The sequence below is a fragment of the Gilliamella apicola genome (genome assembly GCF_000599985.1).
GTDB lineage: Bacteria > Pseudomonadota > Gammaproteobacteria > Enterobacterales > Orbaceae > Gilliamella > Gilliamella apicola.
The window spans coordinates 1,514,591-1,529,758 of record NZ_CP007445.1 but is presented as its reverse complement, the minus strand read 5'-3'; the positions used below and the strand labels follow the sequence as shown (position 1 = coordinate 1,529,758).

At 34.5% G+C, this 15,168-nt stretch carries 10 protein-coding genes, 2 tRNA genes and 1 pseudogene; 5 read left to right on the top strand and 8 right to left on the bottom strand.

Features of this window, described 5'->3' with window-relative positions; all coding sequences use genetic code 11:
- Positions 1–56: 56 nt before the first annotated feature.
- The 3 genes from pgsA to GAPWK_RS07095 all read left to right on the top strand — a co-directional run bounded on the left by pgsA (position 57) and on the right by GAPWK_RS07095 (position 1,014).
- Positions 57–611 (top strand): CDP-diacylglycerol--glycerol-3-phosphate 3-phosphatidyltransferase, encoded by a 555-nt coding sequence (gene pgsA, locus GAPWK_RS07105; RefSeq protein WP_025315555.1) that lies wholly within the window; start codon positions 57–59, stop codon positions 609–611.
- A 222-nt stretch (positions 612–833) separates the two neighbouring features.
- Positions 834–921, top strand: a tRNA-Leu gene (locus GAPWK_RS07100).
- A 17-nt stretch (positions 922–938) separates the two neighbouring features.
- Positions 939–1,014 (top strand) — tRNA-Gly (locus tag GAPWK_RS07095).
- Positions 1,015–1,367: 353 nt separating this feature from the next.
- Here GAPWK_RS07095 and GAPWK_RS07090 read toward each other — a convergent pair.
- Positions 1,368–2,449 (bottom strand): IS3 family transposase gene (locus tag GAPWK_RS07090; protein ID WP_407919851.1). Its coding sequence is split into 2 segments (ribosomal slippage): positions 1,368–2,194 and positions 2,194–2,449, totalling 1,083 coding nucleotides; the frame shifts between segments, so codons are not numbered across the junction.
- Positions 2,450–2,878: 429 nt separating this feature from the next.
- Between GAPWK_RS07090 and GAPWK_RS07075 the strand changes: the two genes are divergently transcribed.
- Positions 2,879–3,954 (top strand): IS3 family transposase gene (locus GAPWK_RS07075; protein WP_148296400.1). Its coding sequence is split into 2 segments (ribosomal slippage): positions 2,879–3,125 and positions 3,125–3,954, totalling 1,077 coding nucleotides; the frame shifts between segments, so codons are not numbered across the junction.
- Positions 3,955–4,578: 624 nt separating this feature from the next.
- On the opposite strand, the pseudogene GAPWK_RS15585 reads toward GAPWK_RS07075, so the two are convergent.
- Positions 4,579–5,572: pseudogene (locus tag GAPWK_RS15585) on the bottom strand (SDR family oxidoreductase).
- Between the two features lie 205 nt (positions 5,573–5,777).
- On the opposite strand from GAPWK_RS15585, the gene GAPWK_RS07060 reads away from it, so the two are divergent.
- A complete protein-coding gene (locus GAPWK_RS07060; RefSeq protein ID WP_025315550.1) occupies positions 5,778–6,383 on the top strand; it encodes a TetR/AcrR family transcriptional regulator in 606 nt (201 codons plus the stop codon).
- A gap of 424 nt (positions 6,384–6,807) precedes the next feature.
- Here GAPWK_RS07060 and GAPWK_RS07055 read toward each other — a convergent pair whose 3' ends face one another.
- From GAPWK_RS07055 to GAPWK_RS07035, 6 genes are all read right to left on the bottom strand, one after another.
- Positions 6,808–8,565 carry an ABC transporter ATP-binding protein gene (locus GAPWK_RS07055; RefSeq protein WP_025315549.1) on the bottom strand — a complete coding sequence of 586 codons (1,758 nt, stop codon included), beginning with the start codon at positions 8,563–8,565 and terminating at the stop codon, positions 6,808–6,810.
- The gene (locus GAPWK_RS07050) at positions 8,565–10,316 is read right to left on the bottom strand and encodes an ABC transporter ATP-binding protein (protein WP_025315548.1); all 1,752 of its coding nucleotides are present in this window, start codon (positions 10,314–10,316) and stop codon (positions 8,565–8,567) included. Before GAPWK_RS07050 ends, GAPWK_RS07055 begins: the two co-directional genes overlap by 1 nt.
- Positions 10,317–10,485: 169 nt before the next feature.
- Positions 10,486–10,956, bottom strand: coding sequence for a condensation domain-containing protein (locus GAPWK_RS07045; RefSeq protein ID WP_025315547.1), 471 nt, complete (start codon positions 10,954–10,956; stop codon positions 10,486–10,488).
- Between the two features lie 50 nt (positions 10,957–11,006).
- The gene (locus GAPWK_RS15110) at positions 11,007–12,185 is read right to left on the bottom strand and encodes a TonB-dependent receptor (protein WP_202961703.1); all 1,179 of its coding nucleotides are present in this window, start codon (positions 12,183–12,185) and stop codon (positions 11,007–11,009) included.
- Complete coding sequence (locus GAPWK_RS15105; RefSeq protein WP_202961702.1) at positions 12,100–12,996, bottom strand: TonB-dependent receptor plug domain-containing protein; 897 nt, start codon at positions 12,994–12,996, stop codon at positions 12,100–12,102. Before GAPWK_RS15105 ends, GAPWK_RS15110 begins: the two co-directional genes overlap by 86 nt.
- Before the next feature lie 701 nt (positions 12,997–13,697).
- Complete coding sequence (locus GAPWK_RS07035; RefSeq protein WP_025315546.1) at positions 13,698–15,062, bottom strand: MFS transporter; 1,365 nt, start codon at positions 15,060–15,062, stop codon at positions 13,698–13,700.
- Positions 15,063–15,168: the final 106 nt, after the last annotated feature.

Sequence of the window (15,168 nt, the reverse complement as noted above, 5' to 3'; positions counted from 1 at the left end):
ATTTTTTATTATCACTAATGCTTTGATTAATAAGACAAAAAAAGAGCTTATTTCACATGAAAATCAACCTACCAACACTTTTAACTTTATTTCGAGTCATTCTAATCCCTTTTTTGGTATTAGCATTTTATCTTCTACCCCACGAATGGTCTGGTTTTTTTTCAGCATTAATTTTTGTAATTGCAGCAATAACGGATATTTTTGATGGCTATCTTGCTCGTCGTTTAGGACAAACGACTAAGTTTGGTGCTTTTTTGGATCCGGTTGCTGATAAAATTATGGTAACAATTGCACTGGTGTTAATTACCCAATATTACCAAGCATGGTGGATATCCGTTCCAGCAATTATAATTGTCTCACGTGAAATTATAATCTCCGCTTTACGTGAATGGATGGCTGAAATTGGCAAACGTAGTAATGTTGCCGTGTCATCCATTGGCAAAATCAAAACTATTGCCCAAATGACTGCATTAACTTGGTTACTTTGGCGTCCTTGCGACATTGTTATTAATGCAGGCTTAGTTACCCTATTACTTGCTACAATTTTAACTTTATTGTCCATGTTGCAATATTTATGGGTAGCGCATAATGATCTATTAGATGAAGAATAATACCTTACTTCCAAATTTATAAGTGTAATTTTATTGTATAACTTTAATTTAATAAAATTACACAAATCTATTTTAGATTAACAATAAGAATATCTTTAAATCATTAACGAGTTAAACATTAAGCAATCAATCGATTTATCTAAAATTTTTATTGACTGAAAAAATGATATAGGTAAAATGCACAGCATTCAAAGCGAATTACTTTTTGATAATTAGTTTTGAGCCCGGGTGGTGAAATCGGTAGACACAAGGGATTTAAAATCCCTCGGCCTTTTTGGCCGTGCGAGTTCAAGTCTCGCCCCGGGCACCATTTAAAACACTTCTCATGCGGGAATAGCTCAGTTGGTAGAGCGCAACCTTGCCAAGGTTGAGGTCGCGAGTTCGAACCTCGTTTCCCGCTCCAAACATTCATCTAATGAGCCTCATAGACGTTCACCAAGCAATCAAAACTATGTCTAAATCAACACGTTTTTGTGTATTGGTTATATGTAGAAATATACTAATATTTACCCTCTGCCACACGAAAACAGTACATTCTATGGTTCATTGAAATCCATAAGTGGTACATTCATATTTTTGAATTACATTTGATTTTGCATTCCCATAATAGAAATCTCCTTACTTTCTTCTTAGGAGAACGCTTATGGCACTCACTGATGCAGCGGAACGAAACCGCAAACCTTAAGCAAAACCCTATACTCTGAAGGATATTCTAGTGTAAATACCCCATTGTTAGCACACAAATCAAGTAGAAAATCATGCTATTTGCTTCATGTTTCTATATTCAATTGGTGTCATATTATTTAATGCTTCATGCGGTCTTTCTGTGTTATACATTTCTAACCACTCTTCGGTTATTTTTCTTACTTGTTCCAGATTTTTAAATAAATACAGATCTAATACCTCCGTTCGATATGTGCGGTTAAATCGTTCTATATAGCCGTTTTGATAAGGACTACCTGGTTTAATATAATCTAGGGTTATTCCATGTGATTTTGCCCAACTTGTAAATCTGTTTGAGGTAAATTCTGTGCCATTATCAACGCGTATTTTTAATGGATAACCGTGATATTGAGCCAGTCTGTCTAAATAACGGGTAATTCTACCTGCCGATAAACTGACCGCAATATCAATGCCTAATGCCTCTCGATTAAAGTCATCAATAACATTAAAGGTTCTAAATCGGCGGTGATTTTGAGAACTATCACTCATAAAATCCATTGACCAACATTCTCCCAAACGACTTGGTACTGATAATGGCTCTGGATAACGTTGGGGCAATCGTTTATTGCGTTTAGAACGAATATTGAGTTTTAACTGACAATAAACTCGATAAATCCGTTTATGATTCCACGTATATCCCAGTTTCCTGATTCGATGAAAACACTTAGGAAATCCCCAACGTAAATGCTTGTCTGTTATTGACTTAAGTAATGAAATAATCATAGTGTCATCTGCCGATTTAGGTTGATAGTAGTAAGCACAGCGACTTAAATTCACAATAGTGCAACTCATTTTAATTGTTATACAGTATTGTGACTGTAGTGTTTGTGCCCAACTCTTACGAACTGCCGTCGGCACTATAGCTTTTTTATTATTTCTTGCTGGAGCTGAGAAGTTAAACTTAATTCAGCATACATCTGTTTAAGTTTACGATTTTCAGCTTCCAGCTGTTTTAACCGCGTAATGTCCGATGATTGCATACCGCCATATTTATCTCGCCATTTATAAAAAGTAGAAACGGCCATACCATATTTACGGCAAAGCTCTTTAATAGGGATACCAACTTCAGCTTCTTTTAAAATGGAGACAATTTGGTGTTCCGATAATTTTTTCATATTGAAATTCTCCTTAAAAATATTATAGAGAATTTTCTACTTTTTTATGTACTATTTTAGGGGATAGTTACACTAGGATTATCCTTATTATTTTATAAGACGATTATACTTAATCCCAAAAACTAGGTGTGCTTTACCAGACGCTTACTATGGACTTAGGGCAAGTGGATGGACAACGAAGGTATATAGCAACAATTTATAAAAAATATTAGTATTTTTGTAAACTGTTATAGCTAACTTAACCTTAATTCATCAATTGAAAAATAGCTTCGTTACTTCATGAAAAAACAATATAAGACTAGCCTATAATATTTTTTAATTGCACTCATAAAAAAACTAACTCCATCATTTTGGATAGGCTACACTAATTAGTACCAATTTTATAAGGTCATTGTTATGATAAACCAACAATAAAAAAAGGTAACAATAATGACAATCAATTTAACCCGAAGAGAAAAACGCAGCTTTACTAACGAGTTCAAAAAACAGATGGTAATGCTGTATCAAAATGGTAAAAAACGTGCTGATATCGTCGCTCAGTATGACCTCACCAAATCAGCATTAGATAATTGGATAACTCAGTATCAAACCACGGGGTCATTTACCGCTAAAGATAATCGCAGTGCGGAGGAGAACGATATCCTAAAGCAAGCTGCGTTGATAATGGGGCGAAAATCGAGCTAATTTTACACAATAAGCACCGATACACTTTGCGAGGATTATGTCGTTGCTTAAAAGTAACAAGAAATCGTTTTTATTATCAACGGCAATTGTCCCAACAACCGCAAGATGTTGTGCTCAGTGAAAGAGTCGGTAGAGTTTTTAATGATAATTACCGCGCTTATGGTACAAGGCGCCTGCAGGCAGAACTGAGAAAGCAAGGCATGATTTTATCTCGACGACGAATTGGTCGAATTATGGCAAAAAATGGCTGGGTCTCAAAATACACCTGTAAAAAATATCGTATTCACGTTGGAAAAAGTAATGAATCGAGTGTGGGGAATGAACTTAATCGAGAGTTTGAGATAGGTCAACCACGAAAAATATTGGTGACTGATTTAACCTATGTGAGGGTTAAAGAGCGGTGGCACTACCTTTGTGTGATTGTTGATGTCAGTAATCGAGAGATAGTTGGACGAAGTGCTGGCAGGCATAAAACAGCAGGGTTAGTTATGCAAGCAATCAGTCAAATTCCAATGAATTTACAGTCTATTGAGTTTTTTCACTCAGATAGAGGAAAAGAGTTCGATAATCATCTAATTGATGAGTGTTTAACCGAGTTTAGCATTAAACGTTCATTAAGCCGTAAAGGCTGCCCGTATGATAATGCAGTTGCGGAAGCAACATTTAAAGCGGTGAAAACAGAATTTGTATCGAATACTATTTTTGATTCACTGGAGCAGCTTAGGTTGGAATTTAATCATTATGTCGATTGGTTTAACTGCAACCGACTTCATTCAACATTAAATTATCAGTCACCGATTGAATACAAAAGAAATCGATGACTTTATCTTTTTGGTACTAAAAAGTGTGGACATACCAAGGATTTAATAATAACTCTATTTTTTTACTCATGGTTTATTCTTATAGATAGTGTTAACTTATATTTTTTTGCCACTAAGATCAACTAATACCCTTTCATTTAGTAAGTGTACATCTATACCTACATACAACTATACTGATACTTTTCAGGCAAATACTTTATTTGCTTCTGGAGAAAAGAAAATCTGGTTTCCACCACCTTTATACCATAATCCATCATCATATTTTTGGCTAGTAGCGGAGGTTTTCTATTCCTTATAACCTTCTGACGTGCATCAAATGTAGCACTATCAGTGACCAATAATAGAAATACTTAACCAACTCACGTTCCATCAACTTATGATTAAGTAATACAGGAATAAACTCATCGCCTAACGAAGCAATATAAAAACTCACAATTTCTTTACCGTTTGGCAAACAAAGAGCTACATAACCACCTTTTTAAATGCGTAATGACTTCAAAATATAGCATTTTCTTTCAGCAAGCTTCATCAGCTCGCTGCAGGTTAATATATCATCGGTATCTAAATTGTTTGATGAATTAAGCCACCTGAAATAATATCCGTCATAACAGTACCTAATGATTATTAGGAAATGTAATTATTTTCTTTGTACCAAGTGACAACATCTCTAAACGTTTCATCTAAAGGTCTAAATTTACAGCCTAATTCCCTTGCACTCTTTTCATGACTAAAATGTGTACGCTTATATTCATTTCCGATCAACTTCACGGACGAATAACTTAATAAAATAGGTTTACGTGTAAATACGTGATAAATTTCCTGCCCCATTGCAATACCCTTTAATAACCATAAAGGGATACGCTTAGTTGGCATTTTTTCAAGTAATTTAAAAATATCCTTCATTTCCATATAACGCCCTGCTGCAAGATACTTTTCACCACCCTACCTTTTTCTAAAGAAGCAATATGATGTTCTGCAACATCCCTAGCATCAACGACTGAAAAACTTGCAGGTAATATACCAGGCATTTTTCCAGCAATATAATCCAATACTAATTGCCCAGATGAAGTTGGCCCCATATCAAAAGGACCGTACATCCAACCAGGTAATACAATGGTTATAAACATATCAGGATGATTACTTAAAAACTCTTTAACTTTTTCTTCTGCTAAAATTTTACTTTTATAATAATTATCACTACCCTATACAGGGCGTTGCATGGTTTCATCAATTAACTCCCTTTCTTTACCACACAAAGTTGCAATAGATGAGGTATAAACTGCCTTACGGATTCCTGCTGCATAGGCAGCTTCTAATATTTGTTCTGTACCCTTTACGTTCGTATTAAAAAGTTCATCCCAATGCTTGCCACCTTTATAATTATCTCTAAAAAAAGCCGCACAATGAAATAACGCATCACATCCTTTTAAATGCGCAGTAAAGCCTTTTATGTTTAATATATCGCCCTCAATTATCTCAACTAAAGGACTATAAAATTGCTTTTTAGCTTTTTCTACCGACCTGCCAATACTTTTACTTTAATATTGCGATCAATCAAAATTCTTACAATACTACTGCCTAATAATCCTGTTGCACCTGTTACAAACACTACGTTCATTTCTAAAATCCTTATTAAATAGCCCTAGTTCGGCACAAGTAAAATACCGCACAGAATTCAAATACCAATTGGTATCACAAAAAATATATGTTATTCTAGTCTTTTAGAAATGGCAATATTTATTAATCAAATAATTTATCGTTTTTAAAACAGTTTTAAAGTGTATAAATATTGGGAATACATGAAGTAGCGAAGTACATAAAGTATGCAAAGAAAAACGAGAGCACAGCAACAGCAAGAAACTAAAGAAATGTTATTTGCAGCTGCAATAGAACAAATTATTAAATTTGGTTTTGACAAAACAAGCATCAACTCGATAAGTGAAGGCGCAGGTTTTTCAAAAGGTGCTTTCTTCTCAAATTTTAAAAATAAATACGATTTATTACTACAACTCACAGAAAAACTTAAATCAGAAGAAAGATTAAACTTAAAATCAGCGCTTGCTATTGATAGTGAAAATAATACCATCTCGATAAATGGATTAAACAGCTATGTTGATCAAATAAAAAATAATACCATTTGTGTTATTTTAAACATAGAAATGCAGCTTATTGCCAGCAGAGATCAAAACTTCAAACAGTACTACAACCAACTGCAACGAGAAAACAATAAATCGCTAGGTGAAATCATATGCGCTGTTTTCAAATCAGAAGGAGTACAACCCTCTTTACCTAATGAATCTTTAGCTCAAATATTTATAGCCCTCACCGAAGGACTGATCTTACAAAATGCCAGCAATCCTGGTGAACAAATTAAGCATGTACTTTACTCACTAATCGAAAAAGAAAAATATGCTATTAAAACTCTCTAATATAGACACTAAAAGAGTATCGATATTCCGTTGATATTTCTTTAAAGCATGTCATATTAAAATCTTCACTACCATAGTGCCTTCAGTTACTCTGCGAATGGATAAGGTAAACTCACCATCAATTCAATATGCGCATGGAATTTTAGCCGTAGATAGTTTTTTGATCGTCGTGAGCTCTTACCTCGACGTTAATAAAAGAAGGAATACTCGGATAGATAAAAAATAAACCAATCTGATCTGAAAAACCATTATCAACAAACAAATAAACGATAAAGACAATGTCCTCTTTTGCATATCAAACTTACCATAAGGAATTTTCTAAAAATTTACTAGCCACTTTCAAAGTCACTGAGCGAACGACTAAGAATATTGCAAAACATTAAGTTGTCTAAACTTCATAATTTGCAGAAGGTAGCAGATGAGGTTAATTATGCTGAAGATGCCAAAACTCCTTATAAATCCCATTATGTTGCAATAACTGCTGGTGAGTACCACTTTCCACTATTTCGCCTTTATCAATAACCACAATTTGCTTAGCTCCGATGATAGTTGAAAGTCGATGGGCGATAACTAATACCGTTTTTCCTTGCACGAGTTTATTAATCACCTTTTGCACTGCCAGTTCATTCTCAGTATCGAGTGCAGCAGTTGGCTCATCGAGGATAAGAATAGGCGCGTTTTTCAAAATAGCTCTGGCAATAGAGATACGTTGCCTTTCACCACCAGAGAGACTTTTGCCAATATCATTTAGTCGTGTTTGATAACCGTCGCGGAAATTCTGGATAAATTCGTGGCAATTTGCCTGTTTACAAACTTCGATGACTTCCTCATCACTAGCGGATAATTTTGCCATTCTGATATTATTAATAATGGTGTCCTGAAACAAATAGACATCCTGAAATACTACAGAAACTAGACTCATTAACTGACTCTGAGACATATCTCGAATATCAATACCACCAATTTTAATACTGCCTGATTTTACATCAGCAAACCGAAGAATAAGCTTGGTTATTGTAGTCTTACCGCAACCACTGGCACCGACCAAAGCGGTTAATGCATTTTCTGGGATCTGAAGGGATATATCCTTAAGTACATATTTGTCTTGCCCTTGGTACGAAAAGTTAACTCGTTCAAATTCAATATTATAGTGATCAGGCATAATCTCTGCCTTTTTTTCAGGTAATGATGGTGCATTCAACAGTTCCTGCAATTTTTCATACCCTATAACCAATGATTCAAGCATCGATGACATTTGTACAAAATAGTTTAATACATCCGTGGAACGAGCAACGATTAATAACACGCTAGCTAATAAGAGGTAGGAAATGGTTCCAGCATTCACCAAATACGCACCTAACGAGATGATAAGGATCAAACCAATCTGGATCACGATAGTTATAATTAAGTTAGGTTTTTCCCCTTTTTTCGTGCCAATACGCAGTATATTCGCCACATCTGTTGTTACCTTAATAAACTCTGTCATCTTCTCTTCGGTTTGGCCGGTGGATTTCAGTACATCAAGTCCTTGTACAAACTCGACAGCTTCACCTTTTAATTTTGCATTGGCCTCAGTCAGAATACTAAAACCTCTGCGATAGGCTTTCCTACGCCACAGGTAGAGTGGAATTGCCATTGGAAAGACCAAAAGCATCATCAAAGAAAGTTGCCAACTGTAAAATAACAAGGCGATTGCAGCTGATAGTGGTATAACAACGCCGGTAATGATGATATTGAGTAGCATAAATGTAAATACTGCCGCTTCATTTACGCTTTGCATCATAAGGTAATTTATTTCCCCAGATCTAAACTGACTTAAATAATCTAAGGAAATATTACGTAACTTGTTGCCTAATTTTTCCCTTAGTTCGGTAACTGCTAAAGTTGAATAACCATCCGCATCATAGCGTTCACAAAGCACCTTAAAAATAAAGCTACCCACCATTAGAACAATGACAATAATTAAATGAGTAACTGTTGCTGTAACACTTTTGGCTTCTAGCGATGCAAATAAGGGATATAGTAAAACCAACGAAACGCCAAATAAACAAGAGGATATCACAGTATAAATCAGACTGCGGATCAATATTTTCTTTTGCTCACCAGCCGCATTAATTAAGCCAATATATGTTTTCAGCAATGATTTTGTTGTGCATGTTTGTGTATTAATATACTCTTTCATCACTTTTCTCCATCAGCCAAATTATTGACTGGAATCGACCAATCTTTTGCTTTGTTATACTCTTGCCATAACAATTTATAATCACTTGAATTTTCGATTAAATCATTATGAGTCCCATGAGTTTTAATCATCCCTTTATCCAATAATATTATTTGGTCAGCATTGACAATCGTCGATAAGCGATGGGTTACCATAATGACAGTTTTATTTCTATCAATTAAACGGTTAAAGGCTTTTAATAACAAGGCCTCATTTCGAGCATCAGAAAAAGCCGTCGGTTCATCTAAAATAACGATCGGTCGATTTTGTAAAAAAACTCGGGCAATGGTGATCCTCTGTTTTTGACCACCGGATAATAGCTGCCCTCTTTCTCCTGCCAGAGTGTTATACTGTTCAGGAAGTGTCATAATGAAGTCGTGTATTTCAGCTTTTTTGGCAGCTTCAATGACTTCATCATCAGAGACAGCATTTAACCCATAGCGTATGTTATCTGCGATCGAACATGAGAATAAAAAGTTATCCTGAAAAACAAATGAAATTCTCGACATAAGTTCAGCGTATTCAATATCTTTTATATTAACTCCACCTAAAGTTATCGTTCCAGAGGTTGCATCAAGAAATCGTGGAATAAGATTTGTCAGAGTTGTCTTACCAGAACCAGATGTACCAATAAGAGCAGTAAATGAATTTTCAGGAATTTTGATATTGATATCGGATAAAACAGTGCTAGAATTCTGATAAGAAAACCCAACGTTTTTGAAAATTATCTCATTATTGTCAGGTAATAGCCGATTGGAAGAAGTTTTTAAAATTGGCAGGTTCTCAACTTCAAATATCCTTTCTATTGCTGCCTTTGACTTTTGTAATATCTGAAACAGACTCATCACCGGATGAACACTTTCTGCTATACCGATCGCCAGCAATAAAAAACAGAACGTCGTAATAAATGAGATTTGATCATTTAGTTGGGCTAAACTCAATCCAATAACTAATATGATACTCATCGGCATAGCGGAAAAAAGGCTGCGAGCAATTTTTGTAGACAATCGCATAGATTGCAACCAATGAAAGACCACCTGGCTATAGTTTTCCAATGCTTTTCGATATTGACCGAATGCTCCCTCCCCGGCATCAAATGTTCTTACCGCACTCATTCCCTGAATATATTCAATTATTTTACTGTTGATTTGAATAGTTGCATTATTATAGCTTTCCTTTAAAAGCTTAGCTTTTTTCATGATAAAACTCAGCAGCAGGAAAGTAACTAAAGTGATGGCAAATACAATGCTTGCAAAGACCCAATTAAAGATAAATAAAACGAGTAAGGTAAAAATTGGTGTAACGAATGCCTCGGCTTTTAAGGGCGGAGCATCAGCTACAAAAGCATGTAATTCTTTAATATCATCAATTAATGTTTTAACAAGATTCCCGTTGCCCATGTTTCTAACCGTTTCAATAGGCAATTGATTGATTTTTTTGATAAGTATAGTTCGTAATATTTTTTCTAGTTCAAATGCCGCATAGTGAGACTTATCGTGAGCATAAGTTCTCAGCATATAAAAAAGAATGCTCAAAACAAGTAGAGAGACAATCGGCAATCCCGGGAAGACACTGGTATCCAACATCAATTGGTGTAAAACCCAGATCAACATTAGCCAGATACTCAGTTTAAGCACCTGAGCAATTGATGCCCAAAATATAGAATGAGATACTTTATTCTTTACTGGCAGAAATATATCCTTGTGATTCATAATTAAGTGTCTCCTTAGCCTATATCTATCATGCAATAAAAAAGTCCAATCACTATTACAGTTGACCATTTATAAATAACCTACATGTATCAACTATCTTTTCCAGTAAAGCCTGACGAATATTTTTATCATTTAAGTAAAAATATCCACCTAAAAATAACATTAATAATCAACTAAATACCAAAGGTATAGTATTAACGCTTGGCGCATCTATCGCCCACATATTTAAATTCAATATGAATTTTGTAGCAGCGGTATCATGTAGCGAATGGAAATCGAGCTGGGGTAATTCGCTACAGTTAAATTTGCGATGTGATAACTTATCTTGGATCGCATCATAAATTTCTTGTTTTTTAGTTTGTTCTAATTCTCTGAGGTCGGTGTAAACAAGTAAGTCATGTTCCAGATGATCGAGTATCTGCTGTTTACCACCATCTAACGCAACTGTTCTCAGCATATCATGTCGATTTACAACTTTGTTCCAAGCGATCTTAAATTTATCTAAATCAAACTCAGACAACTCATATTCACAGTAATATTGTATTCTTGAACTATTTTCTAAAATACCATCAGTTATATTAATCCAATATGCCTTTTGCATATCAGACATAGGGAATCCAGTATTATTTGAATTGTTCATATACTTTACCTTATTAAATCACATTGATAATAATACAGTAACTATCATTATTAGAATCTCAACTCTGTAGAAAGCCCTACCATACGAGGCTGTTGATAAGTTGTATATCCACCGTCGATAATTTTAGTTTTTTCATTAGAGTTGAACGCATTTTCTGTATAAAGCGTTATACTGCCATGTTTGAAGTTATAGGTTATATACGCGTTTGCCTGCGAGTATCCGTTTGTTTTCGAGTCTTTACTATTGGATACGGATGAGTAATAAGAGTCGGTATAATTTACGTTAGCACCGATTTCAAAGCCCACTGGCAATGTATAATAACTTCCTATATTGAATGTATAACCGGGAGAACGGCTGAGTTTATTATTTTTATAACTCGGATTGTTCGTATATTCTTTAATTTTAGTTTTTAGTAACCCAACACCGGCAAAAAGATTTAAATCATCTGTTGCTTGCCAATTAAGATTAAACTCTACACCATAAGTAACAGCTTTATCCGCATTATCAATTACCGGACTACCAAAAATATTATAATAAGGAAGCTGTAAATTTTTATAGTCATTATAAAAGAGATTGGTACTTAGTTTCAGGCGGTTGTTTGGTGAAATCCAACGATGATACAATTCATAACTCCACACATACTCATTATCATATGTTGTAAAGGGCAGAATAAATGAGATTCCGGCACCTCCTGGGTTATAACCACGCGCTACCTTAACACCAATTCGATGAGCGTCGTTAAAAAGATAAGCTATGTCAAGTTTAGGCAGGAATTCTTTTTCTTTGCTTTTGTAGTGCACAACAAAGAGATTACCTCCGTTGCGTTTATGATCCTCCTGCTCATATCGAGCAGACATATTTACTTCAATATATTCTAGCGGGTTAAATGTTACTTCGCCATATATCGCTTTAGTTTCAGTTTTATCGTGATAATCGTTTTTATTTATTAACAACACTGTTTCATCTTGCGGTGAGGTGTAGTAAAACAAGCCAAATAAACCGCGATAGTCTCCAGTATTGAATCTCAATATCGGTTCAACTTGAACTTCATGGCCTTCTACCCGAGCGGGACCACCTGAGGGAAACGCATAGCGATCCTGAATATAATTAGAATATATAACTTTATTTTCAAATTCTAAAACATCATTTATTTGATAACCTATTGCTCGCTGAACGTACTTGGAATACTGCACGGTAAGTTTCAGACTTGTTGCGTGGCTTAAACTCACCCTGTGGCGCCCTCGAGTCAATATGAGAAAACGTATAGCGACTATAGAAATCAGGAAGTGTTGATGGTAACCAATAAAGTTTTCCTCTCACTGTAGTCGCTTCAAATTTACGCGAGTTACCAGCAGGATAATAATTAGTAAGATGTTCATATGACTGTCGCTCTTGTCGATCCATACTTAGGCGTAATAACAATTCATCTTTGAATATAGGCCCCGAAAGCATCGCTGCGTACTGGCGACGGTTTTGATTACCGTAATCAAACTTTACTGCACTTTCGTATTCATTTACTGGGTCGTTACTTTGCATAACCACAGATCCGGCAATAGCATTACGGCCCTGCGCATAGCTTTGCGGACCACGATACACTTCAATCTGTTTGATATCCCATAGTGATTTAATACCATACGCAAGTTCGTTATAGTTTGAGGTACGTCCATCGATTGAAATGTTAAAGCGGGGACGCGCACCAGTAAAGAACGCCATAGTACCGAGTGAACTCGATCCCTCAATACCACGGATTGTAGGTAATTCATTTCCCAACCCTATATCTATGATATTGGGTGTTTCCTTCAATACCTGAGTTAAAGAATGGAGATCTGGACGACGCTCCAGATCTTTATTGGTAATAATGTTCACACTTGAACCGGTTTCAACCTCGCTGCGACCAACTCTTTCGCCAACAACAATGATCATATCGTCAACTTGTTGCGTTTCTGTTTTATTACTGATCTCATTTGCCATACTAACTGCGCTGTAGCCACTAATCATGCACAAACTAAATAAACTTAATTTAGACTTCAAACTTTTCATGTACAAATCCTATTGTTATTATGTTATTCACATATTGCTGCATATTAATGACCAGCTAGTACCAAACCTAAAATTCCGATTTCTAGTTTGTTAGTGTGTTCGTTTCATTGAGTAAAAACAGAACAACCGTAGATTCCAATCAGTCGAAAATAAGTGTGAAACTCCCGCTGAAATATGTTAGACAATTCTGAATTGTTACCAACGCCCCAAAAACATCATCCTCAACGTTTTGATTTGTCGTTTTTTATGCAATAACATTCTGTTAAACAATTATTATTTTACTTTTTAAACAGAATTATATTTGTCCTTATATAGATAAAATTGATCATTAATGATATTGATAATCATTATCAATATTGTTTTTTATCATATTGCAAACTTATTGTCAAACCGATCGATTGCTTACTTTGTGATCACATCAAATTCATTTAAAATATTGATTTTAAATGAATTTATTTAAATAATATTTATATCAAGAATTTTTTAAAAGATATGCATTCCCTTTATTATCAAAGGGTAAGGTCGTTTTTTGTGCTTAGTTGAATTATTAATGGAAAAACTAAATTTTTTGATTTTAATCACTTTTTGCAGTTAAAACTGCAAAAACTAAAAATAAGCAATATTCACTAAAAGATGAAAGTGGACTCTTTCTCTTTATTCATTCAATTGTTAAAAATATTGGATTTTTCGTTTTTTACATACTAAATATTTGTATCTACTCGACCAAAGAAAATATAGACAATAACCGCTAGAAAACCAAAAACAAGAGACATAAAAAACATTATCTGATAAGCAAAGTTTACTGACATTATTTGATCTTGAGTAAGGTTGATTAATATCCCTGATAATACGCCTCCAAATGCACCACCAATTTGCTGTATAACACGCGTGATAGCACTCGTATCTTTAATTTGATTTTTATTACAAAACTCATATGGAGAAGAGAGAACAGCAATTGTAGCAACGCCTAATCCGGAACCTCGAACAGTAAAACCGATGATTTCAGAGGTGTTCCCACCAACTTGAATTATTAATATACTTATTGCTGATATTATTAATCCTACACCAATAATCAAAAATGAATTTATCTCACTTAAAGATTTATAAATAAATTTTCTAGCCAACCAGGCACCAACACCTTGTAGGGCAAGTAGCATACCAATATATGTAATAGATATATTATTATTCATTGCTTGTATTAAAGGGAAAAAAATCATGAAACCAAAAAAGATAAGTGAAGTCAAAAATCCCATAATTATTGCAAACGAGTATTGAATACAACTAAATGCACTTAAATCGATCAGTTTACTGTCTGACTTGTTATTAGTAATAAGCGAAACCATCATAAAACCGATACCTAAAACTAGCATAATAATGTTAAAACTATCAAAAAAATGCCCAGAAGTGATATTTTTAATAGAGATGAAAAATAGTATTAAAGCAATTAAAAATGTCATAAATACATAAATATTCATATTGTATTTAGAGCTTTTATTATCAGGTATTGTCGTCCTACCAAATAAAAAAGCCATAAGCACTAAAGGTAAATTGATAAAAAAAGCTATTCTCCAATTTAACTGTTCAGATATGACTGCTCCAAAAATTGGTCCTAGTGCAGGTGCAAAAACTGACGGAATAGCAATCAATGCCATAATCGTCTTTAGTCTTTCCTTACCAAAATAAGTCGCTACTGTAGATTGAGTAATAGGAATTAATATACCTGCACCAAAACCTTGTAGACATCTAAACAAGATTAAAGAAACCAAATTGTATGATAATCCAACTAATATAGAACCAACAAGGAAAGTAAAAATTGAACATATCCATGATTTTTTGAGTCCAAAATTTTCATGTGCATAAGGTGATATTAATATGCCAGCTGCGCAAGAAAGCATATATATGGTAATAGCCCATTGTATATAAGCATAAGAGGCATTAATATCATTAGAAATTAAGGGTAAAATAACATTAACAATACTGCTATCTAATAATGGCAATATACTTGATAGCGTCATTGCAAACACTAACTTTCTTTCTGAGGTTGTCAGATCAACGGATTGTGTCATGTCAAACTCTCTCTAGACGGTATTTAGTTACACTTTGTCTATATATACTATCCAATGTTGGGTACGTCACATTTTTATAATTTCTATGTTTTCCTTTCATGCATTT

Coding starts and splice junctions, on each gene's coding strand:
- GAPWK_RS07055 (WP_025315549.1), bottom strand. CDS start 8,565: ATGAAAGAGTATATTAATACACAAACATGCACAACAAAATCATTGCTG.
- pgsA (WP_025315555.1), top strand. CDS start 57: ATGAAAATCAACCTACCAACACTTTTAACTTTATTTCGAGTCATTCTA.
- GAPWK_RS15105 (WP_202961702.1), bottom strand. CDS start 12,996: ATGAAAAGTTTGAAGTCTAAATTAAGTTTATTTAGTTTGTGCATGATT.
- GAPWK_RS07060 (WP_025315550.1), top strand. CDS start 5,778: ATGCAAAGAAAAACGAGAGCACAGCAACAGCAAGAAACTAAAGAAATG.
- GAPWK_RS07035 (WP_025315546.1), bottom strand. CDS start 15,062: ATGACACAATCCGTTGATCTGACAACCTCAGAAAGAAAGTTAGTGTTT.
- GAPWK_RS07045 (WP_025315547.1), bottom strand. CDS start 10,956: ATGAACAATTCAAATAATACTGGATTCCCTATGTCTGATATGCAAAAG.
- GAPWK_RS07050 (WP_025315548.1), bottom strand. CDS start 10,316: ATGAATCACAAGGATATATTTCTGCCAGTAAAGAATAAAGTATCTCAT.